General features: G+C 55.8%; 24 protein-coding genes and 1 tRNA gene. 8 read left to right on the top strand and 17 right to left on the bottom strand.

From position 1 onward, the window contains the following. The first annotated feature begins 22 nt into the window (after positions 1-22). Positions 23-1,618: a GMC family oxidoreductase gene (locus AC2FIO_RS16225; RefSeq protein WP_496698901.1), complete on the top strand. Its 1,596-nt coding sequence runs from the start codon at positions 23-25 to the stop codon at positions 1,616-1,618. 228 nt (positions 1,619-1,846) lie between these two features. Here AC2FIO_RS16225 and AC2FIO_RS16220 read toward each other — a convergent pair whose 3' ends face one another. The 7 genes from AC2FIO_RS16220 to AC2FIO_RS16190 all read right to left on the bottom strand — a co-directional run bounded on the left by AC2FIO_RS16220 (position 1,847) and on the right by AC2FIO_RS16190 (position 9,383). After that, entirely contained in the window at positions 1,847-3,358 is a 1,512-nt protein-coding gene (locus tag AC2FIO_RS16220) for a mannitol dehydrogenase family protein (protein ID WP_496698899.1), read from the bottom strand. Then, complete coding sequence (locus tag AC2FIO_RS16215; protein ID WP_282169738.1) at positions 3,358-4,131, bottom strand: L-iditol 2-dehydrogenase; 774 nt, start codon at positions 4,129-4,131, stop codon at positions 3,358-3,360. The genes AC2FIO_RS16220 and AC2FIO_RS16215 overlap by 1 nt, the downstream gene beginning before the upstream one ends. Beyond that, positions 4,128-5,132, bottom strand: coding sequence for an ABC transporter ATP-binding protein (locus AC2FIO_RS16210; protein WP_108859808.1), 1,005 nt, complete (start codon positions 5,130-5,132; stop codon positions 4,128-4,130). Before AC2FIO_RS16210 ends, AC2FIO_RS16215 begins: the two co-directional genes overlap by 4 nt. 12 nt (positions 5,133-5,144) lie before the next feature. Then, positions 5,145-5,975: a carbohydrate ABC transporter permease gene (locus AC2FIO_RS16205; protein WP_109310934.1), complete on the bottom strand. Its 831-nt coding sequence runs from the start codon at positions 5,973-5,975 to the stop codon at positions 5,145-5,147. 12 nt (positions 5,976-5,987) lie between these two features. Beyond that, on the bottom strand, positions 5,988-6,854 hold the full coding sequence (locus AC2FIO_RS16200; RefSeq protein WP_109310933.1) for a carbohydrate ABC transporter permease: 867 nt from the start codon (positions 6,852-6,854) through the stop codon (positions 5,988-5,990). 107 nt (positions 6,855-6,961) lie between these two features. Beyond that, positions 6,962-8,263, bottom strand: coding sequence for an ABC transporter substrate-binding protein (locus AC2FIO_RS16195; protein ID WP_282120191.1), 1,302 nt, complete (start codon positions 8,261-8,263; stop codon positions 6,962-6,964). Between the two features lie 94 nt (positions 8,264-8,357). Then, positions 8,358-9,383, bottom strand: coding sequence for a LacI family DNA-binding transcriptional regulator (locus AC2FIO_RS16190; RefSeq protein WP_282120190.1), 1,026 nt, complete (start codon positions 9,381-9,383; stop codon positions 8,358-8,360). A 120-nt stretch (positions 9,384-9,503) separates the two neighbouring features. Here AC2FIO_RS16190 and xylB point away from each other — a divergent pair, with 120 nt between their 5' ends. After that, positions 9,504-10,940, top strand: a complete 1,437-nt coding sequence (xylB, locus tag AC2FIO_RS16185) for a xylulokinase (protein WP_496698895.1) — start codon at positions 9,504-9,506, stop codon at positions 10,938-10,940. Between the two features lie 464 nt (positions 10,941-11,404). Here the strand turns inward: xylB and AC2FIO_RS16180 are convergent, their stop codons facing one another. From AC2FIO_RS16180 to AC2FIO_RS16165, 4 genes are all read right to left on the bottom strand, one after another. Then, positions 11,405-12,868, bottom strand: a complete 1,464-nt coding sequence (locus tag AC2FIO_RS16180; RefSeq protein ID WP_496698893.1) for a CAP domain-containing protein — start codon at positions 12,866-12,868, stop codon at positions 11,405-11,407. Between the two features lie 214 nt (positions 12,869-13,082). Then, positions 13,083-13,159, bottom strand: a tRNA-Arg gene (locus tag AC2FIO_RS16175). A gap of 21 nt (positions 13,160-13,180) precedes the next feature. After that, complete coding sequence (locus tag AC2FIO_RS16170; RefSeq protein ID WP_496698891.1) at positions 13,181-13,657, bottom strand: GNAT family N-acetyltransferase; 477 nt, start codon at positions 13,655-13,657, stop codon at positions 13,181-13,183. Further along, complete coding sequence (locus AC2FIO_RS16165; RefSeq protein ID WP_496698889.1) at positions 13,658-13,969, bottom strand: ETC complex I subunit; 312 nt, start codon at positions 13,967-13,969, stop codon at positions 13,658-13,660. Positions 13,970-14,123: 154 nt separating this feature from the next. On the opposite strand from AC2FIO_RS16165, the gene AC2FIO_RS16160 reads away from it, so the two are divergent. The 4 genes from AC2FIO_RS16160 (at position 14,124) to AC2FIO_RS16145 (ending at position 18,685) form a co-directional block, all read left to right on the top strand. Continuing rightward, positions 14,124-14,603, top strand: a complete 480-nt coding sequence (locus tag AC2FIO_RS16160) for an SRPBCC family protein (RefSeq protein WP_108860189.1) — start codon at positions 14,124-14,126, stop codon at positions 14,601-14,603. Between the two features lie 80 nt (positions 14,604-14,683). Next, positions 14,684-16,870: an excinuclease ABC subunit UvrB gene (gene uvrB, locus AC2FIO_RS16155; protein ID WP_496698886.1), complete on the top strand. Its 2,187-nt coding sequence runs from the start codon at positions 14,684-14,686 to the stop codon at positions 16,868-16,870. Beyond that, a complete protein-coding gene (locus AC2FIO_RS16150; protein WP_496698884.1) occupies positions 16,871-17,872 on the top strand; it encodes a hypothetical protein in 1,002 nt (333 codons plus the stop codon). Positions 17,873-17,977: 105 nt separating this feature from the next. After that, the gene (locus tag AC2FIO_RS16145; RefSeq protein ID WP_496698883.1) at positions 17,978-18,685 is read left to right on the top strand and encodes an ORF6N domain-containing protein; all 708 of its coding nucleotides are present in this window, start codon (positions 17,978-17,980) and stop codon (positions 18,683-18,685) included. Here the strand turns inward: AC2FIO_RS16145 and AC2FIO_RS16140 are convergent. The 3 genes from AC2FIO_RS16140 to AC2FIO_RS16130 all read right to left on the bottom strand — a co-directional run bounded on the left by AC2FIO_RS16140 (position 18,682) and on the right by AC2FIO_RS16130 (position 19,779). Then, on the bottom strand, positions 18,682-19,035 hold the full coding sequence (locus AC2FIO_RS16140; protein ID WP_058278708.1) for an MmcQ/YjbR family DNA-binding protein: 354 nt from the start codon (positions 19,033-19,035) through the stop codon (positions 18,682-18,684). The genes AC2FIO_RS16145 and AC2FIO_RS16140 overlap by 4 nt on opposite strands. 50 nt (positions 19,036-19,085) lie before the next feature. Continuing rightward, entirely contained in the window at positions 19,086-19,376 is a 291-nt protein-coding gene (locus AC2FIO_RS16135) for a hypothetical protein (protein WP_058273445.1), read from the bottom strand. Between the two features lie 97 nt (positions 19,377-19,473). Next, on the bottom strand, positions 19,474-19,779 hold the full coding sequence (locus tag AC2FIO_RS16130) for an excalibur calcium-binding domain-containing protein (RefSeq protein ID WP_373455756.1): 306 nt from the start codon (positions 19,777-19,779) through the stop codon (positions 19,474-19,476). Positions 19,780-20,018: 239 nt separating this feature from the next. Between AC2FIO_RS16130 and AC2FIO_RS16125 the strand changes: the two genes are divergently transcribed. Further along, on the top strand, positions 20,019-20,522 hold the full coding sequence (locus AC2FIO_RS16125) for a HugZ family pyridoxamine 5'-phosphate oxidase (RefSeq protein WP_496698880.1): 504 nt from the start codon (positions 20,019-20,021) through the stop codon (positions 20,520-20,522). Here AC2FIO_RS16125 and AC2FIO_RS16120 read toward each other — a convergent pair. Together AC2FIO_RS16120 and AC2FIO_RS16115 are read right to left on the bottom strand one after the other, a co-directional pair. After that, positions 20,507-20,914 (bottom strand): universal stress protein, encoded by a 408-nt coding sequence (locus tag AC2FIO_RS16120; RefSeq protein WP_108860159.1) that lies wholly within the window; start codon positions 20,912-20,914, stop codon positions 20,507-20,509. The genes AC2FIO_RS16125 and AC2FIO_RS16120 overlap by 16 nt on opposite strands. A 65-nt stretch (positions 20,915-20,979) precedes the next feature. Then, entirely contained in the window at positions 20,980-21,306 is a 327-nt protein-coding gene (locus AC2FIO_RS16115) for an antibiotic biosynthesis monooxygenase family protein (protein WP_058273448.1), read from the bottom strand. A gap of 122 nt (positions 21,307-21,428) precedes the next feature. Between AC2FIO_RS16115 and AC2FIO_RS16110 the strand changes: the two genes are divergently transcribed. After that, the gene (locus tag AC2FIO_RS16110; protein ID WP_496698878.1) at positions 21,429-22,112 is read left to right on the top strand and encodes a hypothetical protein; all 684 of its coding nucleotides are present in this window, start codon (positions 21,429-21,431) and stop codon (positions 22,110-22,112) included. A gap of 21 nt (positions 22,113-22,133) precedes the next feature. Here the strand turns inward: AC2FIO_RS16110 and AC2FIO_RS16105 are convergent, their stop codons facing one another. Then, on the bottom strand, positions 22,134-24,422 hold the full coding sequence (locus tag AC2FIO_RS16105) for a glycosyl hydrolase family 28-related protein (RefSeq protein WP_496698876.1): 2,289 nt from the start codon (positions 24,420-24,422) through the stop codon (positions 22,134-22,136). Positions 24,423-24,435 lie beyond the last annotated feature (13 nt).

Genomic DNA, 24,435 nt, shown 5'->3' with positions numbered 1-24,435 from the left:
GTTACCTTGGGAGGAGACCGTCATGGAGGTGGATTATGTAGTCGTCGGAGCAGGCTCTTCGGGCTGCGTCATTGCCAATCGGCTAAGCGCTGACCCCAGCACAACAGTGGCATTGTTGGAAGCTGGCGGACCTGACACCAACCCGTGGATTCACATACCGGTTGGATACTTCAAAACCATGCATAACCCCTCATTGGATTGGTGTTACCGCACTGAACCAGATCCAGGTTTGAATGGACGTTCGATTGATTGGCCGCGCGGAAAGGTCCTTGGCGGATCTTCCTCGTTGAACGGGCTTTTGTATGTTCGTGGTCAGAAAGAGGACTACGACCGCTGGCGTCAGATGGGTAACGTCGGCTGGGGTTGGGATGACGTCTTGCCTCTGTTCAAACGCAGCGAGGATCAAGAGCGCGGCGAAGACGCATTTCATGGTACAGGCGGCCCGCTGTCGGTGTCCAACATGCGCATTCAGCGACCGATCTGTGACGCCTGGGTAGCCGCCGCCCAAGAGGCGGGTTACCCGTTTAATCCTGACTACAACGGGGCCGATCAGGAAGGCGTTGGCTACTTTCAGCTGACCACTCGGAATGGTCGTCGTTGCAGTGCGGCCGTTGCATACCTCAAACCGATCAGGAACAGGCCGAACCTGAACATCATCACCCGTGCATTGGTAACCAAGGTCAAACTGGACGGCAAAAAAGCAACCGGGCTTCTTTATCGCGACCGATCGGGTGAAGTGAAGTCGATCAAAGTGCGCCGCGAAATCATCTTGTCCGGTGGTGCCATCAACTCACCTCAGATTTTGATGTTGTCAGGCATCGGAGACTCGGATCACTTGAAGGCTAACGGCATTGAACCCGTTCATTCGCTGCCCGGCGTCGGCAAAGGGCTGCAGGATCACTTGCAGGCACGCCTGGTCTTCAAATGCAACGAGCCAACGCTGAATGATGAAGTGCGCAGCCTGTTCAATCAGGCACGGATCGCGCTGAAATACGCGCTATTCCGGGCCGGACCTATGACAATGGCGGCCAGCCTGGCCACCGGATTTCTGAAAACCCGCCCCGAAGTTCAGACTCCTGACATTCAATTCCACGTTCAACCCTGGTCTGCCGACAGCCCCGGAGAGGGCGTGCACCCGTTTTCTGCCTTCACAATGTCCGTCTGTCAGCTGAGGCCGGAAAGCCGCGGAGAACTGCGTCTGGATGGCCCCGATCCGGCCAGTTACGTCAAGATCATTCCAAACTATTTGTCGACGGAAACTGATTGCAGAACGATCGTCGACGGCGTGAACATCGCGCGGGACATCGCCCGGCATAATCCACTGGCTTCTAAGATTTCAGAAGAGTTCCGACCAACCTCTGATCTGTCCCGCGATGACTACGAAGGCACTTTGGATTGGGCGCGCTCGAATTCCGTCTCGATCTATCACCCGACAGGAACCTGCGCGATGGGTACCTCGGAAAGCTCTGTTGTGGATCCAAACCTGAAGGTCAAAGGAATCGAAAATCTGCGCGTTGCCGACTGTTCAATCATGCCGGAAATCGTCAGCGGCAACACTAATGCTCCAGCAATCATGATCGGTGAAAAAGCCAGTGAGTTGCTATGCGCAAACAAGTGATTTTGGACTTTTTGTGACCTTCCTTACCCGTGCCTGGATCTGACCTGTACAAGATGGTCAGATTCCATAAGTTTCACGGGCATGTCGAAGGCAATAGCCTACGGCGCTTACGCACTTTGGACAGCCAGAATAGAACGCTCAAAGAGTGCCTATTTTTCAGCCATCATTAAACCTCGCGCAAACTGGCCTCTACCACAGAGATTGGCTTGAAGCATGCCTACCGCAGAATCAGTGGGACTTTGGCTCAAGAGCGGTAAAGTCAGCTATCGCCTCGCGGCAACCACGTTGCCAAATCGCAGCCAGCCAGGTGGAAAAAGCGTCTGTGAACTGCGCGTCGCGGCCTAAGTCACCAAAATACTGGCTTTGTTCGATCCACAAAATCGGATTGACCTTGGAAGCCAGTGCGGTTTTTTGCAAATGCTCCCAATGGGGATCGTTTGGGGAAATTTCTGAACCATCTTCGCGAATGCCTGCACACATCCGGCACCAGAATGCTTCGGCCAGCGCAAGCCCATTTACGGACGACCCGGACGCAAGTGCATCGCGCAGCGACGGCAGTAAGAAACCCGGGTGTCGTGAAGATCCATCGAACGCCACGCGTCGTGTTGTGTCGTGGATGGTGGTGTTGGAAAATCGCCTCTCAACCAACCCAAGATATTCGGCGGCAGTGGTTCCGGGAACGGCTTCGACCTGAGGCAGAATTTCTTCCGTCTGAACTTTCCTGAAAAACGCCACGATGTCCGGGTCCTGCATGCAGTCTGAAATCGTGGGCACATTCAGAATCTCCCCGACATTTGCGAGCAGTTGGTGGCCGCCGTTCAATATGCGCAGTTTCATCGCTTCATAGCTGTGGACGTCCTGCGTCAGTGTTACTCCAACTTGCTCAAGGGGCGGTCGTTCAGCGCAGAAATTGTCCTCAATCACCCATTGGCGAAAGTTCTCATGCGTGACCGGTGCGCGGTCGTCGACGCCCAGTGCCCGGCATTGCGCTACGACCTCCTCGGTCGTTGCGGGAACAATGCAGTCCACCATCGAGTTCGGAAACGCTCCATTCTGATCGATCCAATCGGCCAGATCCGGGTCGGAAAGACGCGCCAAACCAACAACGCAGGTTCGCAGAATTCCACCGTTGCCCTGAAGATTATCGCAGCTGAGCGCAGTAAAGGGTTTCAAGCCATTTGCACGCCGTTGTCTGAGCGCCGCGACAATAGCGCCGAAAGCCGTACGCGGCTGGTCCGGGTTCTCGGCATCGTGCCGAATGTCTGCGTGATCCGTATCGAACGCATCAGTGTTGGCGTCCGGGAAATACCCACCTTCAGTTACAGTCAGCGAAACAATTCGTATGGCAGGGTCCGCCATCGTCCGGACAAGCACGGCATTGTTGTCTTCGATCGGCAGGTAATCGATCATCGGACCAATCACTTCGGCGGATATTCCTTTTGGGTCCAGTTCGATCAGCGTTGTCAGGCAGTCCTGCGCCAACAGTCGCTCTCGCATGTTTGCGTCATAGCTTCGGACACCTGCCCCGATGATTGCCCAGTCATGGGCCTGGCCCAGCTGCATTAACTGGTGAATATACCAGGCCTGATGCGCGCGATGAAAGTTGCCAAGTCCGATATGGACAATGCCCGGTGTCAGGTCAGAGCGGGCATAGGTCGGAGTCCTGACAATCTCTGGCAGGTCTGAAAGACTTTCACGCCGTAGCCGTACCGAAGGTTTTGCATTCGCCACAGGGTCCATCAGCTCATCCAATTTCCGCCATCGACATTGTAGGTTTGTCCGACGATGTACTTTGCGTCTTCAGAAGCCAGAAATACTGCCATCCCGGTCAGATCTTCGGCCCGACCCATTCGGCCATAAGGAACGGCTGCAGCCACTTCGCGTTTCTTCTGGCCCAGTGGTTTGCCTTCGTGCTTTGCAAAAAACGCATCAACACCATCCCAGTGCTCGCCATCGACGACACCAGGTGCAATGGCGTTTACGTTGATCCCATGAGAGATCAAGTTCAGCCCGGCCGATTGGGTCAAGGATATGATCGCGGCTTTGCTGGCACAGTACACGGCGACCAACGGCTCGCCCCTACGCCCTGCCTGCGATGCCATGTTGATGATCCGACCTTTGGTCCCTTGATCAATCATGTGGCGCGCAACGGCCTGCATCGAAAACAGCGCGCCAGAAACGTTGATATCAAAAACGCGATTGTAGTCAGCACGCTCAATTTCAACGATTGGAGCGGCGGAGAAGATGGCCGCGTTGTTGATCAGAATGTCGATTGGGCCAAAATGTTCAGCCGTTCGTGCAACGGCGGCTTCTATGCTTTGTTGGCTGGTCACATCCATCTCGACGGCCAACGCGGCTGCGCCGATCTCAGTTGCTGCGTCCTGCGCGCGCTGCCCGTCTATGTCCGCGATGGCGACGCGCGCGCCCTCAGCCACATAAGCCTTGGCAAACGCCAGTCCGATGCCCCGCCCGGCCCCGGTGATCAGGGCAGTTTTTCCGGTCAGACGCGTCATTCGAACCGCAGACCTTTCGCGTCAAACCGGTGGATGGCATCCGAGCGTGGTGTCAGGTGGATACGGTCGCCGTGGCGAAAGCTGACCTCGCCATCTGCTCGGACGGTGATGGTCTCGGCCAACCCTGTTTCGTGGACGTGGAAGAAAGTGTCCGAGCCAAGATGCTCAGAGACACTTACGACGCCGGACCAGTCTCCCTCAGATTCAGACACCGCAATGTGTTCAGGGCGAATTCCGATGGTCTGGGCACCGAGCTTTTCTGCTTCGGGGCCTTCGATGAAGTTCATCTTGGGCGAACCGATGAAGCCTGCAACAAACAGGTTGCGCGGCGTACGGTACAGCTCCAACGGGCTGCCTACCTGTTCGATCACACCTGCCTGAAGCACAACGATCTTGTCGGCCATAGTCATGGCTTCGACCTGATCGTGGGTGACGTAGATCATCGTAGTCGCCAGACGTTCGTGCAGTTCACTGATTTCCAGCCGCATGCCAACGCGCAAGGCGGCGTCCAGGTTCGACAGCGGCTCATCAAACAGGAACGCAGCAGGTTCGCGTACAATGGCCCGACCGATGGCCACCCTTTGACGTTGCCCGCCAGACAGTTGGCCGGGACGACGGTCCAGGTAGTCGGTCAGGTTCAGAACGCTCGCCGCACCTTCAACTCGCTTGTCGATCTCAGCCTGATCCAGTTTCGCCATGCGCAGCGGAAATGCGATGTTCTTGCGAACGGTCATGTGCGGATACAAGGCGTAGGATTGGAACACCATCGCCAGCCCGCGTTTGGCCGGCGGCACGTCTGTTGCGTCGGCGCCGTCAATGTCGATGGAGCCAGAGGTCATGTCTTCCAGTCCCGCAATCAGGCGCAGCAAAGTGGACTTGCCGCAACCCGAGGGGCCGACAAATACGGTGAACTCGCCATCTTCGATGGTCAGATCCAGCGGGGGAATGACCTCTACGTCGCCGAAGCTTTTGGTCACGGACTTGAGTTGTATACGTCCCATACGAAGTCTTCCTTATTTCACAGCGCCGAAAGTCAGGCCGCGGACAAGTTGTTTCTGGCTGAACCAGCCAAGGATCAGGATGGGTGCAATCGCCATGGTCGAGGCCGCGCTGAGCTTGGCAAAGAACAAGCCTTCGGGGCTGGAATAGCTGGCGATAAATGCGGTGAGCGGGGCCGCATCGACGGCCGTCAGGTTTAGGGTCCAGAACGCCTCGTTCCAGGCCAGGATGAAGTTCAGTAGAACGGTCGATGCGATGCCGGGGATGGCCATGGGCGTTAGGATATAAAGGATTTCCTCTTTCAGCGTCGCACCGTCCATTCGTGCCGCTTCGAGGATTTCCCCCGGAATTTCGCGGAAATAGGTGTAGAGCATCCAGACGATGATCGGCAGATTGATCAGCATCAGCACCACGACCAGCCCGCCGCGACTGTCCAGCAATCCCAGCTGAATGAACAGCAGGTAAATCGGGTACAGAACACCAACTGCGGGCAACATCTTTGTGGACAGCATCCACAACAGAATGTCCTTGGTGCGTCTGGACGGAACAAACGCCATCGCCCAGGCTGCGGGTATCGCGACGATTACACCCAAAAGTGTTGATCCGCCTGCGATGATGACTGAATTCCACAGGAACCGCATATAGTCAGAGCGTTCCTGCACGATGGCGTAGTTTTCGAGCGTCCAGTCGAAGTTGAGGAAGATCGGTGGGCTTGCAATCGCCTGTGCCTCGGTCTTGAAGCTGGTCAGGATCGTCCAAAGGATCGGGAAAAAGATCAGCAGACCTACGGCCCAGGCAAGGGCGGTGTTTAGTGTTTTGCGTTGTGTCGTGACGGTGCGGGCCATGGTTTTGTCTCCTCACGCGTCCAGGTTTTTGCCAACGATGCGCATCAGGAAGATGGCAACGATATTGGCCAGGATGATTGCATAGACACCACCGGCTGATCCGAGGCCAACGTTCTGGCTTTCCAACACGCGCTGGAAGATCAAGTAGGTAAGTGTACGGGTGCCGAAGGCGCCGCCGGTGGTCACGAAAATCTCGGCGAAGATCGACAGTAGAAAGATCGTCTGAATCAGGATCACAATCGTAATGGCGCGACCAAGATGCGGCAGGATGATGTGATAAAAGCGTTTAAGCACCGGCGCACCGTCCATCTCGGCTGCTTCCAGCTGTTCACTGTCCAGAGACTGGATAGCGGTCAGCAGGATCAGCGTCGCAAAGGGCAGCCACTGCCAGGAAACGATCATAACGATCGAGGTCATCGAAGCCTCGGACAGCCACGAAATCGGCTCGGCCCCGAAAAAGCGCCACAGATGGGCCAGCAAACCGTTCACCGGGTCCATGAACATGTTCTTCCAAACCAGCGCTGATACGGTCGGCATGACAAAGAATGGCGCGATCACAAGGATGCGGACAACGCCCTGCCCCCACATGGGTTGATCCAGCAGCATGGCCAGCAGAATGCCCAGAATGACCGTAATCACCAGCACGCCGCCAACGATTACCAATGTTGCTTGGACCGCGGGCCAGAAGGAACTGGAGGATACGAAACGAACGTAATTGTCGAACCCGACCCAACCTAGATCACCTCCACGCAGCGGCAGATATTTTTTGAAAGAAAAATACAGCGTCATCGTCAGAGGCACGAGCATCCAGCCAAGCAGCAGGACCACTGCTGGTGCCATCATCAGGCGGGCAACTGATCGGGAATGTTGAGTAGCCATTAGGCAAACCCTCTCTGTTCAGGCATAACTCAGCCTGCGAGAAAAACGCGAATTGTGGAAGGGTTGAAACGGGGGGCAGACCTCTGCCCACCCGTTGGGAGGATGCCTCAGTAACCGGCGGCTTCCATTTCTTCGGCTGTGAAAGCCTGCGCTTTGGCAAGTGCCTCCTCAACCGTTTGCTGTCCGGCATATACCGCCGAGAACTCCTGGCTCACCTGTGTGGCGATGCCTGCGAATTCCGGGATTGCGGCGAACTGGATGCCAACGTACGGGACGGGTTTCACCGTCGGGCTGTTCGGATCAGCTGACAGGATTGAGTCCAGTGTCATCTTGGCGAACGGAACCTTTTGGTATTCCGGATTCTCGTACAGAGACGTACGCGCACCCGGGGGAACGTTTGCCCATCCTTCGCTTTCGGCCACTAGCTCAATGTAGTCCTTTGAGGTCGCCCATTCGATGAATTGCTTGGCAGCATCTTCTTGCTGTGTGCCAGCAGGAATAGCCAGTGCCCACGCCCAAAGCCAGTTGGACCGCTTGCCCAATCCTGTGTCAGGTGCCAGCGCAAATCCTACGTGATCCGCGACCGTAGAGTCGTCAGGGTTGGTCACGAAAGACGCCGCAACTGTCGCGTCGATCCACATGCCGCATTTGCCCTGCTGGAACAGCGACAGGTTTTCGTTAAACCCATTGGTGGCATAGCCGGCAGGACCGGATTCGTTCATCATTTCAACGTAGAAATTCAGTGTATCTGCCCACTCGGGCTGATCGAACTGAGGCTTCCATTCTTCGTCGAACCAGCGGGCACCGAATGAATTGGACATCGCAGTGATAAAGGCTCCGCCTTCACCCCAACCAGCCTTGCCGCGAAGGCAGATGCCGTTGATCTCGGCGTCGCGGTCGGTCATCGCGGCGGCGGCCTCTTTGATGAACTGCCAGGTCGGCGCATCAGGCATTTCCATGCCCGCCTTTTCCATAAGGTCAGTGCGGTACATGATCATCGAGCTTTCACCATAAAACGGCGCCGCGAAAAGCGTTCCGTCATGGCTCAACCCACCTGCCATCGCGGGCAGAATGTCACCAACGTCGTATTCTTCGGACAGGCCATCCAGCGGCACCAGCCAGCCATTTGCGCCCCAGATCGGCGTTTCATACATGCCGATTGTCATGATGTCGAACGTACCGCCCTTGGTCGTGATGTCGGTAGTTACGCGCTGACGCAGCACGTTTTCTTCCAACGTCACCCATTCGACGTCAATGCCGGTCGCCTCGGTGAATTTATCAGTATAGCCTTGCATCCGGATCATATCGCCGTTGTTCACGGTCGCTATTGTTAAGGTATCCGCATGAGCTGCTGCCGTCGCGACGAGTGTCATTGCAGTCGCCGCACGAAGTGCGTTTCTCAAATACATCCCTGTCCTCCCTGAGCTTGGATGTCGTACAGAGAACGTAATGTAAAAATTGTCGCGGCGTCAATGAAAACTTTACGCGCGTTAAATTTTAGGATTACGCGGAATCCCTCAAAACCAGCCTTGCAGGGAACAACGTTTCCGACCGTGTTTCAAATTTCCCTCCACTTTCAATGAGTTCGAACAGAGTTTCGACGCTGCGCCCGGCCACATTGTCATAGTCATGCGCAGCCGTGGTCAGAGAGGGGCACGTAAATTTTGCGAAGGGATGATCGTCATTTGAAGCCAGACGCAGCGCGCAATCGTCCCGTCTTCCGACCCGAATCCCTTGTTCGTAGCAAGCCGCCAGAAAACCGATTGCCAGCCGGTCATTGCTGCACAGGACCGAGTTTGTTCGCAGCTCATTTTCCGCCAGAACTTTCAGCGCACCCTTGTGACCGATTTCTTCAAACGCCCAGCCCTTACCGTCGACTCTGATGATATGCGGCTCGAACCCGAGACGCTCCATGACTTCAACATAGGCTTTTCGGCGTTTATTGGCGTTCGGGTTTGCAGGCGTTCGCATTTCGAAGAATGACGGGGGCTCGCCCGTCCGGATCATGTATTCCACGGTTTGCGACACAAAGCTGAAATTGTCCGACCCGATAAACGCGGCACCCAGACCCTCTAGGTTACTGTCGAACAAAACAGTCGGCACATTCGCGCAGAACCTCTCGATCACTGATTGGTCTGAGGTCCGTCCCAATGGCGCCAACAAAACCCCGGCAGGCTTCATGGATTGCAGCCCGTCCAGAATGTCGTTTTCCAGTTTTTGTTCACCATGAGAGCTAAAGAGGGATGGACGATACCCCGCCGCGATACAGCTTTGTTCCAAATAGCGCGCGATTTCGGCAAAGAACGGATCAGCCAGATAGGGCACGACGATGCCGATATTCTTGGTCAGTTTCCGGTTCTGGTTCACCGCATAAATATTGGGGCGATAGTCGAACCGCTCCAGCGCCTCTTCGATACGGGCCCGTGTTGTCGGGCGAACGCTGTCGGGATCGTGAAAGTACTTGGATACCGTAGGCCGCGAGATGCCACTGAGGGCTGCGAACTCTTCCATATTCTTTATTTTGGTCATGTCAGTCTGCCTGCGGATCTGAGCCGCCTTGATCTTATCATATTTTTACATATTCTTTGCGCGCGCTAAAAAATCAATAGCCATGCAAGGTCCGGGCGTTTCTGCGGGCAAGGGGATTGAATGTTTCTCGGGATTGATATCGGAACGTCAGCGGTCAAACTTGTCTGTGCGGATACCGATCGAATTCTTGCAACGTCTTCAATAGACATAAAGACTTCCTCGCCGCAGCCTGGTTGGTCAGAGCAGCACCCGGATATTTGGTGGCAGGCGACGCGCGATGCATTGAGCCAACTTGCAAAACAAGTCACGCTGTCTGAGGTGCAGGCCATCGGGTTGTCCGGTCAGATGCATGGGGCAGTTTTGCTGGATCGCGATCTGCGCCCGATCCGTCCGGCGATCCTGTGGAATGACAGCAGAGCGGTACGTGAATGCGATGAACTGCGCGAAGCCCAGCCGCAGATTGGTCATATCGCTGGCGTCCTCCCTTTGCCGGGTTTCACGGCACCCAAAATCGCCTGGTTGAAACAACATGAGCCGGCACACTATGCCCGACTTGCTCATATCCTGCTGTCCAAAGATTACATCGGGTTATGCCTGCATGGAGAGTTGGCAACCGACACGTCCGATGCAGCCGGTACAATGTGGCTCGATCAGGCATCGCGAAAATGGCATGTCGGAGTTGCCGAAGCCACAGATGTCGCGCCCGATTGGCTGCCGCAGGTTTTCGACGGTCACGTCGTCGTCGGAACCGTGACGGCGCAAGCCGCAGCTGAAACCGGGCTGAAACCCGGCGTGCCCGTCGTTGCCGGAGGCGGAGACGCGGCAACCGGGGCGGTATCTTTGGGCGCCACCGAACCGGGACGTGGGTTCATTTCACTGGGGACGTCCGGCCAGTTGTTCGTGGCGGACCGTCGGTTCAAGCCCAATCCTGAACGCTATGTGCATGCTTTTGCGCACACATTGCCCGACCGTTGGTATCAAATGGCCGCTATGCTGAACGGCGCAAGGCCGATTTCGTGGATTGGTGGTCAATTGGAGCTGTCCGCTGCCGAAGTTGTTGCGCTTGCCGAAACGGTCAGCGGTGATCGCGGGCCGATTTTCCTGCCGTATTTGACGGGTGAACGCAGCCCCCTCGGGGATCCGCATATTCGTGCCTGTTTCTTTGGTCTTGAGGATTCGACAACGCGCGCGGATCTCTGCCGTTCCGTGGTCGAGGCAATTGCTTTTTGTTTTGCCGATGCCGCGCAGAGCTTCGGAGACACTGTAGAAAATCTACCGGAATTAGCGGCCATCGGCGGCGGCAGTCAATCGGACCTCTTGTTGGGCCTGATTGCATCGGTGACAGGAAAGCCGGTGGTACGCTCAGAAGGATCGGATTCTGGCCCCGCCTATGGCGCAGCCCTTTTGGCCGCCTGTGGAGTTGGTACCATTAGTATTGCCGATCTGGCAGTTCAGCCCCAGACAAAAGACAGGTTTGAACCCGCTAGTCCCGGTGCGCTGCACGACAGACTGAGGCTGTTTCGCCGACTCTACACCGCAGTGAAGGTAGTAGACTGACCTATATACAGTCGTTTTCCGTGGCCATGATGCCAAGCAGAACGTTAACTAAGGTTACCGGTCATTCTTTACCGCGGATCATGGAAAGCTCTTGCTTGCAAACCCTAGTTTTGAACACTGCTTTCAAGGCCCAATAGGCACTCGCCACTATCGCAGCATCGGTTCACCAGACCCACCGCTTTAGTCAGGGCAATCCGCACAGCATCTGCTCGGAAAGCCTCCGCCCGTTTCAATTCCCAAGTGCGTGCGCCTTGCTGCAATGAACGCTACCAAAGGAGTGGCATCAAACCGTGAAATGTCCAACGGCAGTTGTTGCGCCCGTAGCGCGCAGGCATCAATCCTACGGCGCATTCAAGGAGAACGCAGAAAGGGCAATATCATCGACGTCTGACACTTACCTTTGTTATCGAAAGTAGGGCGCGCAGACTTTCAATACGTTTGTCAGCAGCACACGGCAAACAGACTCAGACCATCAAGAACGCGTCGTCCTCAAGCCTGGTTACGTTGAATACGACATCCTCAAAGTCGGAATCGCCCCCACCCGTCAAATCCTCGAAACCGATGGTCATTGCCTGGCCGCCCGACACGATACCGGACAGCGCGTGTTGCTGATTGTCACTGTTCAAGGCCGCCTTTTCAGCGTGAAACGTGGTGACGCCAGCAGAGTTCCCATTCACCGTTAAAACGAAATCAAATTCGTCGTCCACGTCTGCCATGCCACCATTGCTGGCAACAAAACCTAGATTGTCGCTGTCTGAAAGGGTCTGGGCCCAATCCGCACTATCCTGAACAATAAAGAACCCAAGACGGTTTCCGTCCGCCAAATTACTTAGCTCTACCGCGCCATTCGCTTCATTGGTGTTTTCAAACAGCAGGCGCACATTCGCAATTTCGCCGTTACTTAGAATATCATAAACGCCAAGGACATTGTTAAAGTCAGCGGTTCCGAGGTTGACCATCTGTATCCGAAAATCGGTCGTGCCATCGCCTTCGAGAAAGGATTTGTTCACAATGCCGTTGATCACGCTGCTATCAACGCGGACCCCAGGCGCAAGGTCAGGCAGAAATTTAGCATAGCTGACCATGGTATTTCCATCCTTGGTGACGGCAAAAAAGTCGCCGCCCGACTGCCCGCCGTCCAGCGAAATCGTCAGATCCGTCCTACCGTCACCATCAACATCGAATTCAACGTTCGAATTTTCAGTCAAGCGAATGTTGGACCGACTAAGCTCGACACCTTCGATGACGAGGGACTTGCCCACTCCAAACCCGCTGATAACACTTTGATCCAATTCTTCCGGCGTCACTCTGAGGGTGTCCGCGTCGCCAAAAGACAGATTCTCTTGCGAGGATGTCGAAACCGGATCTGCCGGTTCGCCCGGATCGGGAACGACCGGTACCGGATCGGCTGGCGTATCAGAACCACCGGCATCCGAACCGGCGCCAGTGTCCAACTGTACACTCGCCGTGGTGCGGGCAAAATTCTGGGTCACAATGACGGCAGGAATGCCACCAAATGTACCAATCTCAATTCCGATACCGATGTAAGCCAAGTTTGGATTTAGAATGTTGGCGCGGTGGTCAGGGCTGTTCATAAGTGCATTGTGCAAATCGACGACATCGTCCGAATATCCCGGCTCACCGCCCTGGCTTTGCCAGGCTATGTTCTCGGCCGTCGCCCATGATCCGGACAATACAAAACCCGCGTCGCGCATGCGCTGGGTAGCCGAGCTTCCACCCTCACCAGTATGAGAGAAATTACCGGATCCCAGCATCCACTGGCTATGCTCTTCAGCCGAAGCGTTCAGGCGGAGTTCAAGTTGAACAGGATCAAGGCCACGCGACGTACGTTCTGCATTGATCAAATTAAGCATTTCACGCTCAAGCGTGCTGGCCTGCGACATCGTCCATCCTCCGATTGTTCGCATGTGTTGCAGTCAAACTTGTTCAGATCAGTGCAAACTGCAGTCCAAAATCGCGTGAAGGCTTTAAACGGCAGAGATTCGCTCGACAAAGTAGTAGGGGCGGCAATATTTTGCGTACGACTCATCCCTAGAAGCAACATCTACCCAAATTTGCATAAACCGCGGCCCACCATAGGCGGCTAAAATAGGTAATCTACGCATTGTGGTTTGGAGTAGTTGGCGATCCCGGAAGGACTCGAACCCTCAACCTGCTGATTAGAAGTCAGCTGCTCTATCCAGTTGAGCTACGGGACCGCTGGGCCCTTCTTGCTGTTTTTACTTCCGGGGTTCAAGAGCCAAGCGCATAAAGGCGCTGTTCGGGTCGTCTTCATATCCAAAAATCGGACCGCAATAGGAATACCCAAGCCGTTCATATAGCTTACGGGCGGCCGCATATTCCGGCAGATGTTCCGCACCTGTTTCCAGAACCAAAGCCGCCACCCCTTGGATGCCAGCCTCATCTGACAGGTGGTTCATCATCTGACGCGCCAGACCGCGTCCACGCACCTTCGAGATGATGTGAACTGACTTCACCTCGGCCGTTCCGTCCGGCAACGCCTTTAACGCTCCGCAGCCGACGGGTTGTCCGTCCTCAAACATGGCCCAGAACCTGATGCCCTCGGCAGCCAAAGCCTGGGCATCCATTGTATGGTTGCTTTCCGCAGGTCCTGCAGCTTCGCCATGGGCGAAATGCGCCTCGATTAATGGACGCAACGCGTCCGAGGTCGGATCTGCCTCATGGATTTCGATCATTTAGTGGGTCCAGGGCGTGCGCCGATCGGTGGCGAAATTCTCACCATAGCCGCGCGAACGCAGGTTGGGTTTGCGTTTGTGCGGTTCGCTAACCTGGACTTCGATGCCATTGTCTTTGGCATAATCCAGGGCCTCTTCTTTGGTGTCAAACTTCAGGCGCACTTGAGTTTGCGTATCGTCGGAAGATGTCCAGCCCATCAGCGGATCAACCTCACGCGACGACGCGGGCGCGTATTCCAGAACCCACTTGCGGGTCTTGGCCATCCCCGAAGTCATTGCGTTCCTGGCAGGCTTGTAAATCCGTGCGCGCATGTCGCCCCTCCGTCCTCACTTGGCTGAGATTGTTTATGCGTCAGAGTACAGGCTGGGACAAGATGGGAATTGTCGCGGCTGGTCACGCCCTGATGTCAGAAACTGTCATCAGGGCCTTTTATAAATCGTGCAAGGCCATCAAGAGGACACCGACATGATCCACCACAGAAAAAGCCTGGAAATCGACGCCCGGCCCGAATCCCTTTGGGCCATTCTAAGCCGTTTCATGCATATCGACGAATTCGCGCCACAAGTCGCCTCGGTGGATGCGCTGACGACTGGGCAAGACGGCGTCGGGTCGAAACGGCGTTGCCACTTTGAAAACGGCACCTCGCTGGTCGAGGAAGTGACCGATTGGCAAGTCAACAAAGGCTATCGCGTACGCTTGTCAGAGATGCCGGCGATGCCTTTGACCCAAGCACATGCGGCCATCACCATCGAACCCCTCGCGAATGGCCATTCGCGAGTCGTCTGGAGCATGGATTACCAGATGAAATATGGCCCGCTGGGCTGGCTGATGGGTCAAACGCTGATGAAGGCGATGATGGGCCGGGTTCTGGAGAGCAATCTGAAAGCGCTGGCCGACAAGGTGCAATCGGTTCAAATCCCCGACGCACAGTATGCCTATTACTGAAACTGAGTTTCTGAACCGGATCAGGCCTTGCAGTTGGACAAAATAAGAACAAATGTAAGGGCCTGACCCGGAGCCTGCCTATGCCCTATGCCCATTCCGACAAGACACAGCTGACCGCTGATGACGTTCGCGCGCGCCTGAAACTCGAAGGCGGCAAGCAGTTCGTCATGCATACCGAGTTTGCGCCTGCTGGTGATCAGCCAACTGCGATCAAGGAACTGACCAGCGGTATCTTTGACGGCGAAAGAGAACAGGTTCTGCTGGGCGCGACGGGGACCGGTAAGACGTTCACTATGGCCAAAGTGATCGAAGAAACCCAACGCCCTGCGATCATCCTTGCGCCCAACAAGACGCTGGCGGCCCAGCTTTATGGCGAATTCAAAGGCTTCTTCCCGGAAAACTCGGTCGAATACTTCGTCTCCTACTACGACTATTACCAGCCCGAGGCCTATGTCGCGCGGTCGGATACCTATATCGAGAAAGAATCCCAGATCAACGAACAGATCGACCGGATGCGCCACTCGGCCACCCGCGCGCTGCTGGAACGCGATGACGTGATCATCGTGGCCTCGGTCTCGTGCATCTACGGTATCGGCTCGGTCGAAACTTACGGAGCGATGACGCAGGATCTGAAGGTCGGCAACGAATACGACCAGCGTCAGATCATGGCCGATCTGGTCGCCCAGCAATACCGCCGCAATGATCAGGCGTTTCAGCGCGGTTCGTTCCGGGTTCGGGGCGATTCACTGGAAATCTGGCCTGCTCACCTTGAGGACCGGGCGTGGAAGTTTTCGTTCTTTGGTGAGGAGTTGGAAACTATTACCGAATTCGACCCGCTGACCGGCGAACGCGCCGCGTCGATGGATCAGGTGCGGGTCTATTCGAATTCACACTACGTAACACCTAAACCAACGATGCAGCAGGCGATCATCGGCATCAAAAAGGAACTGCGCATCCGGCTGGATCAACTGGTCGGCGAGGGCAAATTGCTGGAAGCGCAGCGCTTGGAACAGCGTACCAATTTCGATCTGGAAATGCTTGAGGCGACGGGCGTGTGCAACGGGATCGAAAACTATTCCCGCTATCTGACCGGCCGCGCACCGGGGGAACCACCCCCGACCCTGTTCGAATTCATCCCCGACAACGCCATCGTCTTCGCCGATGAATCCCATGTCAGCGTGCCGCAGATCGGCGGCATGTACCGGGGCGACTATCGACGCAAATTCACGCTGGCCGAACACGGGTTCCGCCTGCCGTCCTGCATGGACAACCGCCCCCTCAAGTTCGAGGAATGGGACGCCATGCGCCCGCAATCCGTCTTCGTCTCGGCCACCCCCGCCAAGTGGGAGATCGAACAGACCGGCGGTGTCTTCACCGAACAGGTGATCCGCCCCACAGGCCTGTTGGATCCCGAAGTCGAAATCCGCCCTGTCGGCATGCAGGTCGACGATTTGCTGGACGAAGTGCGCAAGGTCGCCGCCGATGGCTATCGCACGCTGGTCACCACGTTGACCAAACGCATGGCCGAGGACCTGACCGAATACATGCACGAACAGGGCATCAGGGTCCGCTACATGCACTCGGATATCGACACGCTGGAACGCATCGAGATTCTGCGCGACCTGCGTCTGGGGGCGTTTGACGTGCTGATCGGCATTAACTTGCTGCGCGAAGGGCTCGACATCCCCGAATGCGGGCTGGTCGCCATTCTGGACGCCGATAAGGAAGGCTTCCTGCGATCCGAGACCTCACTGGTTCAGACCATCGGCCGCGCCGCACGGAACGCCGACGGGCGGGTGATCATGTATGCCGACAAGATCACCGGCAGCATGGAACGCGCGCTGGATGAAACCAACCGCCGCCGCGCCAAACAGATCGCCTACAACGACGAACACGGCATCACCCCCGCGACGGTGAAGAAGAATGTCGAGGACGTTCTGGCCGGGCTCTATCAGGGCGACGTCGACATGAACCGCGTCACCGCCACCATCGACAAACCGATGCACGGAGCGAACCTCGAGGCCCATCTGGACGGGCTGCGCGACAAGATGCGCAAAGCCGCCGAAAATCTGGAATTCGAAGAGGCCGCCAACATCCGGGATGAGATCAAACGTCTGGAAGCGGTCGATCTGGCCATCGCCGACGACCCCATGGCGCGCCAATGGGCGGTCGAGAAAGCCTCGGAAGATGCGGTGAAATCGCGTGGACGTTCAACGGCTGGGCGGCCGGGGCAGCGGGGTGGGAATGTGAAGAGGCGGAAGCGGTGAATGATGACTCAAAAAGAAATCGACAAAGTTAGAGACGGCGCTGTTAACATAAGGGTCGGTAGTGACGAAACACGCTGTCTGATGATGATTGGAATTTCTGACGCAATGTACGTCGTCAAAGAGCAATCCATTTGGAAAATCCAACTCGCCGATGCTATCGACCCAAGCCGATCCAACGTCAGCTTGCCAAATGCACAACAACAAATTCTATCAATTGGGGCGCATTCTGAAATTGTGAAAAAGACCCTTCTTCAGGCACATTACTTTCTTGAAGCAAACCTTTCTGAAAAAGAAATCGATAAGGACTATTGCCTATCTAATGCCTTGGCGCTTTCCGTTGCTTTTGCAAAACTTGATGAAACCATTTTCCGACTCGAGAAACATGCTGAAGAAACTGAAGGCGCCCTTGAACCTCCCTCAATGAAGTCACTGGTCGTGCCTGCAAATGCAGACTTAGAGCGAGAATGGTCTAACGCCCATGACGCGCTTTCAGATATTAGGTCTCTTCTTCGCGAATTGAGTTTTCATTTCTTTCCAGACATCAGCAAGAAGGAGGATTGGTTACGCGATCTAGCAGGACAGCTAGATTTTTCCGCGTTCTTGTCCGCTGATCAAAGCGACGTTGTTTCCGTCATCGAGCATGACTTAGGCTTCGTCAGATGGTTTAGGAACGCAAAAGAACATCCTAAACCCGGTCAAAAACTCACACTACAGAACTATCGATTACTGCCGAACGGGTCCGTTGCCACACCCACAGTCGTAATTGAAAAAGGTGATAACGTTCCAGTTGAAATGGACGTGGCGTCTTTGCTTCGACAACTTCGATCGGCCACGATGCTCAGCACTGAATTGATAATTCTCTGGTTATTCTGTAGCAACCTACGGACGGTTTTTGGAAAGAACGTCTCCATAGCCGCGAGAGACCCGAATTCAGCGCCGGAGAATAAACCGCCTCATGCCTACACTGTCGAGTTTGAAGGTCGGGACATGATAATTGGTTAAATTCACAGCCTTAGTTGCGCCACTCTTACCTCACACTCCACCCTTGCAGCCCAGCGCGCACTCCTCCACGTTTGAAATCACAAATTGTGATTCCAAACTGCTGCCATGACGAACCCAAACACCCTGCCCAGCACCCATGAGGTCCAAAGCGCCATTCACCGGGTGCGCGGCACCCGCGTGGTGCTGGCCGAGGATCTGGCGCAGTTCTACGGAAAATCCGTCAGCGCCTTCAATCAGGCCGTCTCGCGCAACACTGACCTGTTCGAGGGCTACCGCTTTCAGCTGACCAACGCCGAGGTCGCCGATCTGCAATCACAGAATGTGATCTCAAAACCCAAAGGCCGCGGTGGGCGGCGGGTCAACCCGTGGGTCTATACGGATTACGGCGTGGCCATCGCCTCGGCTCTGTTCAAGGACCCGCGCGCCATCAAGATCACAAGGATGATCACCGAGGCCTTTGTCGACGGCGCAAATGCGCTGGCCGAGACCCCGCGCAGCGTACCGGAAATCTTGCCGCCCGAGGACGCCCCTGCCCCGCTGCTGCCCAATGGCGATCAACTGCGTGATCTGGCCGAAAACATCCTCGATTCCGGGCAACAGAGCCTCGTCGACTATATCGCCAACCCCACCACCAAGCGGCAACAGGCGGTGGCGATGATCATGAAAACTCTGGCTGAGACCGCAGGCGAAGAGGTGCGCACCCAGCAGGAACGCCTGCGCCTGCGCATTGCCGAGCGTCTGGCCACCGGTGACTACACGGATGACGGCGACCGAAAACAACTGCTGGAATTGCTGCAGGCGATGAAGGGCTAAACACCCAATTCCGCCCGTAATTTCTTGGTCAGCTTGGCCACGACCAACTCGTAGGACGTCACGATATGCTCGCGCAGCGACGCATCGCTCATCCCGCGTTCGTCATAGACCTGTAGCCATTTCATGCCCCGCGACGCCAGATAAGGCGCTGGGCGGATGCCGGGTTCGCTGCCCAGCACCTCAAAAGCCAGATCGGTCGCTTTGAAAGTGAAAGCATCCTTGCCGTCGTTCCAGCCACAGAGCGCAAAAACCTTGCCGCCTACTTTCCATACATCCGCATTGCCCCATTGCACCACATGGCTGGTGGCTTTGAGGTTGGCACAAAAGCTGTTGAATTCATCGCGGGTCATCAGCCCAATTTTGGCGATTGGGTGTGGTTTGGCAAGCGCTGGGCGAGGTTTTATCCCTTGTCCCAGTGAACCACCACATCAAACCCCGCAGGGGATGGTGGGCCTTCCAGAAATTCGGCGAAATGGCCCCACAGCTTGGCCACTTTGGATGCGTTTGCGTTTGATGTTTCCTCGCTTTGGACAACTGCGACGACAAATCCGGTGCCGTCCTCGTTCATGACATTGGTAAAGCTGTGCATACCTTCCATGCCCATAATCTGGTCTTTCAGTTCATTCATTTTGGCCTCGGCAGCATCCCGCATGCCAGGCTTCATTTTGAACTGCGTAATACGTGCAAACATGACTTTTCTCCCTTTCAGGGCGAAATCCCCCACTGACGGCCGAATTGGCGCGTCACGTGTACTATAGCATAGATTTGAATGTTTCAGGTCGAGGTGATCAGGGCCGGACGAACTTGGCCGTACCCACCTGCCGCTGAGGCGCCGCCGCAGCTGGTTGAGGGTCCGCAGCCGGTTGGGGAGTTGCGAACTGAGGAGCCGTCGCCCCGCAGGCAACACCATCTCCATCCGTATCGTTGCGCGCGTGATATCCCGGCTCACCGTCCCAGTACGGCCCGGGTACAAGCGCTTCGGCGGCCTGACAACCAGCCAACGCTACCAAATGCAAAAGGGCATCGGGACTTTCGAATTCGGATGTTCGCAAAAAGACACCCACCGCGATCGCCGCGGTGGTGGCGGGCAACATGAGGATCATGAAAATGATGCGTACAGGCGACAACGCTCGTCTGCGCAGCGCATCCGCGCGCCGATGCCGCGCTGCGGCTCTTTGGTTTTTCTTATTCGAGCCCTGCTCGGAATCATTGAGAACCATATCGGAGACTTAAACCGGCTTTGCGGCAAAATCGAGACCTGTACGACCCCTCGCGCACAGGTCGCAATACGGATAATGTTGCACCCGAATGAACGCCCAAGGCTGAGACACCAATGACCAACACCGATCCGTACCGCCCGGTTGATGACACAGCCTGCCAAATGGCCCGCAACCTGATCGAAAACGCGCCGTTCGGCGCGCTGGCCGTGCTGCGCCCAGATAGTGCGTTTCCTTCTGTGTCGCGCGTGGCACTAGCAACGGATGGTCAGGGGCATCCGGTCACGTTGATCTCAACCCTGGCCGACCACACCCGGGCACTGACCACCAATCCGGCCTGCGCCCTGTTGATTGGTGAACCCGGTGATAAAGGCGATCCGTTGACACACCCAAGGTTGACGCTGCATGCCAACGCGCAGTTCGTCGTCAGAGAGACAGAGAAACACACCGCGCTGCGCGCGCGTTATCTGAGCCTTCGCCCCAAGGCCAAGCTCTATGCGGACTTCACCGATTTCGGGTTCGTCACGTTCACCATTTCCGATGCAGTTTTGAACGGCGGCTTTGGCAAGGCATGGCGCCTTGCCCCAACCGACATTTGGCCCGATCAGCGCACCACATGAACGGCGCAGGCCGCATGGCGCACGACGTGGTTGGTCGTAGAACCCAGCAACAGATCCTGCATCCCCGGACGGTGAGATGCCATGATGATCAGGTCAGGCTTATGTTCGACTGCCCAGTCAAGAATTGTCCGCCCCGAATGACCCTCGACCAGAACACCTTTGGCGTTGGGCAGTTTTTCCGCAAGCGCGTCCAGTTCCATCTGCAGCGCCTTGCGAGCTTCGGCCAGATACTCGGGCGGCATGTAAGAAATGGCGTAGCTTGGAATATGCTCGACCACGTGCAGCAACGTGACCTGTGCATCCGATGTCGCCAGTATTTCGGCCAGCTTCAACGGCCCAGAGATATCCCTTTCGGCATCAAAGGAAATGGGGACAAGAATATTGTGATACATGACGCGCACCTCCGTTTTCACGCCTGAACCCTGCACCATCTCAGGCTGTTAGGCATTGATTCAGATCAGGCTCCACCAAAGGTCCCGGCCACCTCATACATCACCGGCTCAAAACTTTTGCACAGCTCGTTAATCTGCCGATTGCGGTTGCGCATTTCCGTGGTGCGCAGCATAGCCAGAAAATCCTCGCGGCGTTCCCATTGCGAATAGTTGGCGATCCGCGTCTGCGCGTCATTCACGTGCAGTCCCGCGGCGACAAATCCGGGCTGTTTTGAGATGAATTCCGCATAAGCATCCGTCAGAGCTTCCAGCAGGTCCTGGCAGGTGCCGGGCGTCATTTCAAAGGTCGTGATAACTGTCTGGACGCTGGTGTCTTTGGCAATCTTCGGCATCTGGATTCTCCTCTATCTGTTTCAAACCTAACATAGGTTTTAAAAAGGTCTTGTGTTTCCTTTGCCATTCAGCGGCATGAAGTTCCTGCAGATTTGGGCCAAATCGTAACGATCCGTTAACCATGCTGACAGATGCTGCGCGCATGCGCCGGGTGTCGATCCTTCTGATTTTGCTCTTGGCAGCCTCGCCAGCCTGGTCTGGTGCTTGGTTGCGGGATAAGAGCGCATCTTTTGTATCGACTGCCGTAACGGCGTTTAAGGAACCGGATTACGGATACGACTACAAAGGGTCATTTTATGCCGAGTACGGGTTGCGAGAGAAGCTAACACTTGGCCTGGACGTTGAAGAGCACCGCGACATTTATGGGCATGCTCTGGTGTTTGCCCGCTTGCCTGTCGCCGAATTCGAACAGGCAGGGCGCTTTGCTGCCGAGATTGCAATCGGTGCCCATCATCGCCAGATGCGAGCCTGGGCCTTGTACAAAGCCACGCTCTCGTACGGCAAGGGGTTTCAAACCGGCTGGGGCAATGGCTGGATCGCCATTGACGCTGCGGTGGAATTTCGAACGCATGATGCGGTATATCGCAAGTTGGACCTTACTGCAGGCCTGTCATCCCCGCGCCTTATTAACCCCCTGCTGCAGATCGAAACCGCTTACCAAAGCGACCACCCTCTGCACTGGAGGATCAGGCCCTCGATCATGATCCGCACCAAGGGCAGCCCCACCACATGGGTTCTGGGCTTGGAGCGCAATGATGCCCGCAAGAATACGGGCATCAGGTTGGCAATCTGGAATACGTTCTAGAACGCCTGTTGCACGCGCCGCTTAGTATTCCATACGCATGATGGCCGACACCGATCCGCTGGCAGGCAAAGGCCAACGTAGTTGGATAGTGTCTTGATTTGCGCCCTGCTCTAGCTCGACATAGGGCGTGGCGTGAACGATCTGCCCGCCCGCATTTCTGAGCGGCCCCAACACCGTAACCGCATCGCACCCGCGGGCCTTGCCGCCAAAGGGCAACCGGCCGTCAGAAGGAATGGTCCAAACCGAGGATGCCGATTGTTGCGAGCGTCGGATCCGCAACGGGTTTTCCACCTTTGCGTTGATGCCATTGAACGTGTTGTCTTCGAAAATCACGTTCAGATGCGCCGAATGGTTCAGATCGGCAAAACTAGTATCTACCCGGTCGGCCCGGTCGATGCGACCACTGCTTGAACGGAATTTGTTCCCGGTCACGACCACTCCGTTCAAATAGTGCCCGGCTCCATGAGGGCGAATGACAATCTGACTGAACCACGGTGCGACTTCGCTGGCATAAAAGATGTTGTCCGAAATAGTCATCGAACTGAAGGAATACCCGCTCGTGTAGACCGGGTTTGCATCCCGTTCATTGGTCCATTCGACAAAGCAGTTATCGATATAATTCTCGGAAATGGTCGAGCTGTTATAGGTCCCGGTCATGATCAACCCGGCGCTGCGGATACCCTGCGGGATGCTGTCACCCTGGAAAAAGTGGTTGCCTAAGATCAGGTTGTTGGATCCGGCCAACACAGCAAAATGCAGGAACCGCACGGCGCGATTGTGCCGTAGTTTGATATCGTTTGCATTGGCATTCAACGCGATGGATTTGCGGTCAGACACGTTGAAGGATTCTTCGGTCGACAGGAACTGGCAATTGTCGATCAACATCCCCTGACATCCGGTTCCGTGCGAGCTGATGCCGCGATCTTTGGGCCGGCTGATAAAGCAATTCGTCACCGCAAAAGTACTGCCGGACGGCGCAAGCCGGATTGCGCTGCTGCGACCGTTGCACTGAAATTCGATCTCTTCCATGCCAAATTTGCGCAACGTACTGAAACCGCTGAAATCCAACAGGTATTTGAACGACTGAAACGTGAAGGTTTGCGTCCCCGCCGCATCATAGAGCGGGTCATTCAGCCTGATCTCTCCGGCACCGACATCCTTGGAGCGCACATAGATTTCGCGCCCAACACCATTGCCCTGCACCAGCGCGCCAACCGGAATGTTGGCGATGTTCTTCACATTAGTCAGCTTGGTCGAATCCGCCGGGTTGTAGGTTGCGACCGAGGTGAAGGTTTCGGTATCCCAGGCCGAGCTGCTTTTGACATCGAACTGCCCGTTACGGATGATGCGCCGGGTCGAAAAACCGCCCTGCCGGTTCGGAACGGCAGCGGCCATGTCAATTGGCGCTGTGACCGAGATTTTGCGCCCGCCCATGTCGAGCGATTCATGATCCGAATTGTTCAACAACGCCTGAAACGCTTTTTTGAACGCCAGCTCCTCGTCCCCGAATGCTGCGATGTAAGCCGGAAGGTCGAAATTCTTTGTCAGCAACAACATCTTGTCGTCGGGCATGATGATTGTGCCCTCGAAATCCATCTCGGACGACATCGACGTGTTCTGCGCCAGCAAATAAGTGCCTTTCGGGACATAAATCCTGCGACCGCCAGCGGCCTGGTCCGCTGCTTCGAACGCTACGGAATCGTCGACGACGCCATCGCCGATTGCACCATAGTCACGCACGTCGACAGTGCTGATCATCTCGCGCAGAAAAATGCTGGTGACATCGGTGATCTCGATATCATCAACCCGAATGACCGAACCGTTTGCTCCGTCAATGTTCAAACCAAAATGCCCATAAAGTGCCGCGACGCCCCAAGGCATATCAACACCGGAGCGTTTGCCATTGCCAACGATGGCCGTGATTTCATGCACGGTGCCGTAACCCGAAAGCTGCGCGACCGGCCCCTGATCGACCACACCGGTTACATGCTGGTCCCCGGCCCCGCCCGCCCAAGCCGCAATACGAACCTGCGGCAAGGGACCGCTGATAGCTTTGACCCGCGCCTTGATTTGCAAATAGCATCCCGGGATCAGGGGCGTCTGTCCCATATAGCGAAGCTGTTGCGTGGCCTGCACCTTCAGGATTTCCAGACAACCGCCAAAATCCGGATCCGCCGGAACAAATGCCCCGTTCGGTGCGCCGTCATAGGTTGGCGAACCTGGTGTCCCGTCGCCTCTGGACCAGACGCTCAGACCATTCGCGAAAGCAGGCGGCATGAAGACGATGCCGTCGGTGATTGCCTTGTTCATAGAGATCCCTTTC

The sequence above is a fragment of the Ruegeria sp. CDSB086 genome, assembly GCF_059611065.1.
Note: the sequence above shows the minus strand (reverse complement) of the source record. Positions and strands in the feature narration are given on the sequence as shown.

Coding starts and splice junctions, on each gene's coding strand:
- AC2FIO_RS16225 (WP_496698901.1), top strand. CDS start 23: ATGGAGGTGGATTATGTAGTCGTCGGAGCAGGCTCTTCGGGCTGCGTC.
- AC2FIO_RS16220 (WP_496698899.1), bottom strand. CDS start 3,358: ATGGACCCTGTGGCGAATGCAAAACCTTCGGTACGGCTACGGCGTGAA.
- AC2FIO_RS16215 (WP_282169738.1), bottom strand. CDS start 4,131: ATGACGCGTCTGACCGGAAAAACTGCCCTGATCACCGGGGCCGGGCGG.
- AC2FIO_RS16210 (WP_108859808.1), bottom strand. CDS start 5,132: ATGGGACGTATACAACTCAAGTCCGTGACCAAAAGCTTCGGCGACGTA.
- AC2FIO_RS16205 (WP_109310934.1), bottom strand. CDS start 5,975: ATGGCCCGCACCGTCACGACACAACGCAAAACACTAAACACCGCCCTT.
- AC2FIO_RS16200 (WP_109310933.1), bottom strand. CDS start 6,854: ATGGCTACTCAACATTCCCGATCAGTTGCCCGCCTGATGATGGCACCA.
- AC2FIO_RS16195 (WP_282120191.1), bottom strand. CDS start 8,263: ATGTATTTGAGAAACGCACTTCGTGCGGCGACTGCAATGACACTCGTC.
- AC2FIO_RS16190 (WP_282120190.1), bottom strand. CDS start 9,383: ATGACCAAAATAAAGAATATGGAAGAGTTCGCAGCCCTCAGTGGCATC.
- xylB (WP_496698895.1), top strand. CDS start 9,504: ATGTTTCTCGGGATTGATATCGGAACGTCAGCGGTCAAACTTGTCTGT.
- AC2FIO_RS16180 (WP_496698893.1), bottom strand. CDS start 12,868: ATGCGAACAATCGGAGGATGGACGATGTCGCAGGCCAGCACGCTTGAG.
- AC2FIO_RS16170 (WP_496698891.1), bottom strand. CDS start 13,657: ATGATCGAAATCCATGAGGCAGATCCGACCTCGGACGCGTTGCGTCCA.
- AC2FIO_RS16165 (WP_496698889.1), bottom strand. CDS start 13,969: ATGCGCGCACGGATTTACAAGCCTGCCAGGAACGCAATGACTTCGGGG.
- AC2FIO_RS16160 (WP_108860189.1), top strand. CDS start 14,124: ATGATCCACCACAGAAAAAGCCTGGAAATCGACGCCCGGCCCGAATCC.
- uvrB (WP_496698886.1), top strand. CDS start 14,684: ATGCCCTATGCCCATTCCGACAAGACACAGCTGACCGCTGATGACGTT.
- AC2FIO_RS16150 (WP_496698884.1), top strand. CDS start 16,871: ATGATGACTCAAAAAGAAATCGACAAAGTTAGAGACGGCGCTGTTAAC.
- AC2FIO_RS16145 (WP_496698883.1), top strand. CDS start 17,978: ATGACGAACCCAAACACCCTGCCCAGCACCCATGAGGTCCAAAGCGCC.
- AC2FIO_RS16140 (WP_058278708.1), bottom strand. CDS start 19,035: ATGACCCGCGATGAATTCAACAGCTTTTGTGCCAACCTCAAAGCCACC.
- AC2FIO_RS16135 (WP_058273445.1), bottom strand. CDS start 19,376: ATGTTTGCACGTATTACGCAGTTCAAAATGAAGCCTGGCATGCGGGAT.
- AC2FIO_RS16130 (WP_373455756.1), bottom strand. CDS start 19,779: ATGTTGCCCGCCACCACCGCGGCGATCGCGGTGGGTGTCTTTTTGCGA.
- AC2FIO_RS16125 (WP_496698880.1), top strand. CDS start 20,019: ATGACCAACACCGATCCGTACCGCCCGGTTGATGACACAGCCTGCCAA.
- AC2FIO_RS16120 (WP_108860159.1), bottom strand. CDS start 20,914: ATGTATCACAATATTCTTGTCCCCATTTCCTTTGATGCCGAAAGGGAT.
- AC2FIO_RS16115 (WP_058273448.1), bottom strand. CDS start 21,306: ATGCCGAAGATTGCCAAAGACACCAGCGTCCAGACAGTTATCACGACC.
- AC2FIO_RS16110 (WP_496698878.1), top strand. CDS start 21,429: ATGCTGACAGATGCTGCGCGCATGCGCCGGGTGTCGATCCTTCTGATT.
- AC2FIO_RS16105 (WP_496698876.1), bottom strand. CDS start 24,422: ATGAACAAGGCAATCACCGACGGCATCGTCTTCATGCCGCCTGCTTTC.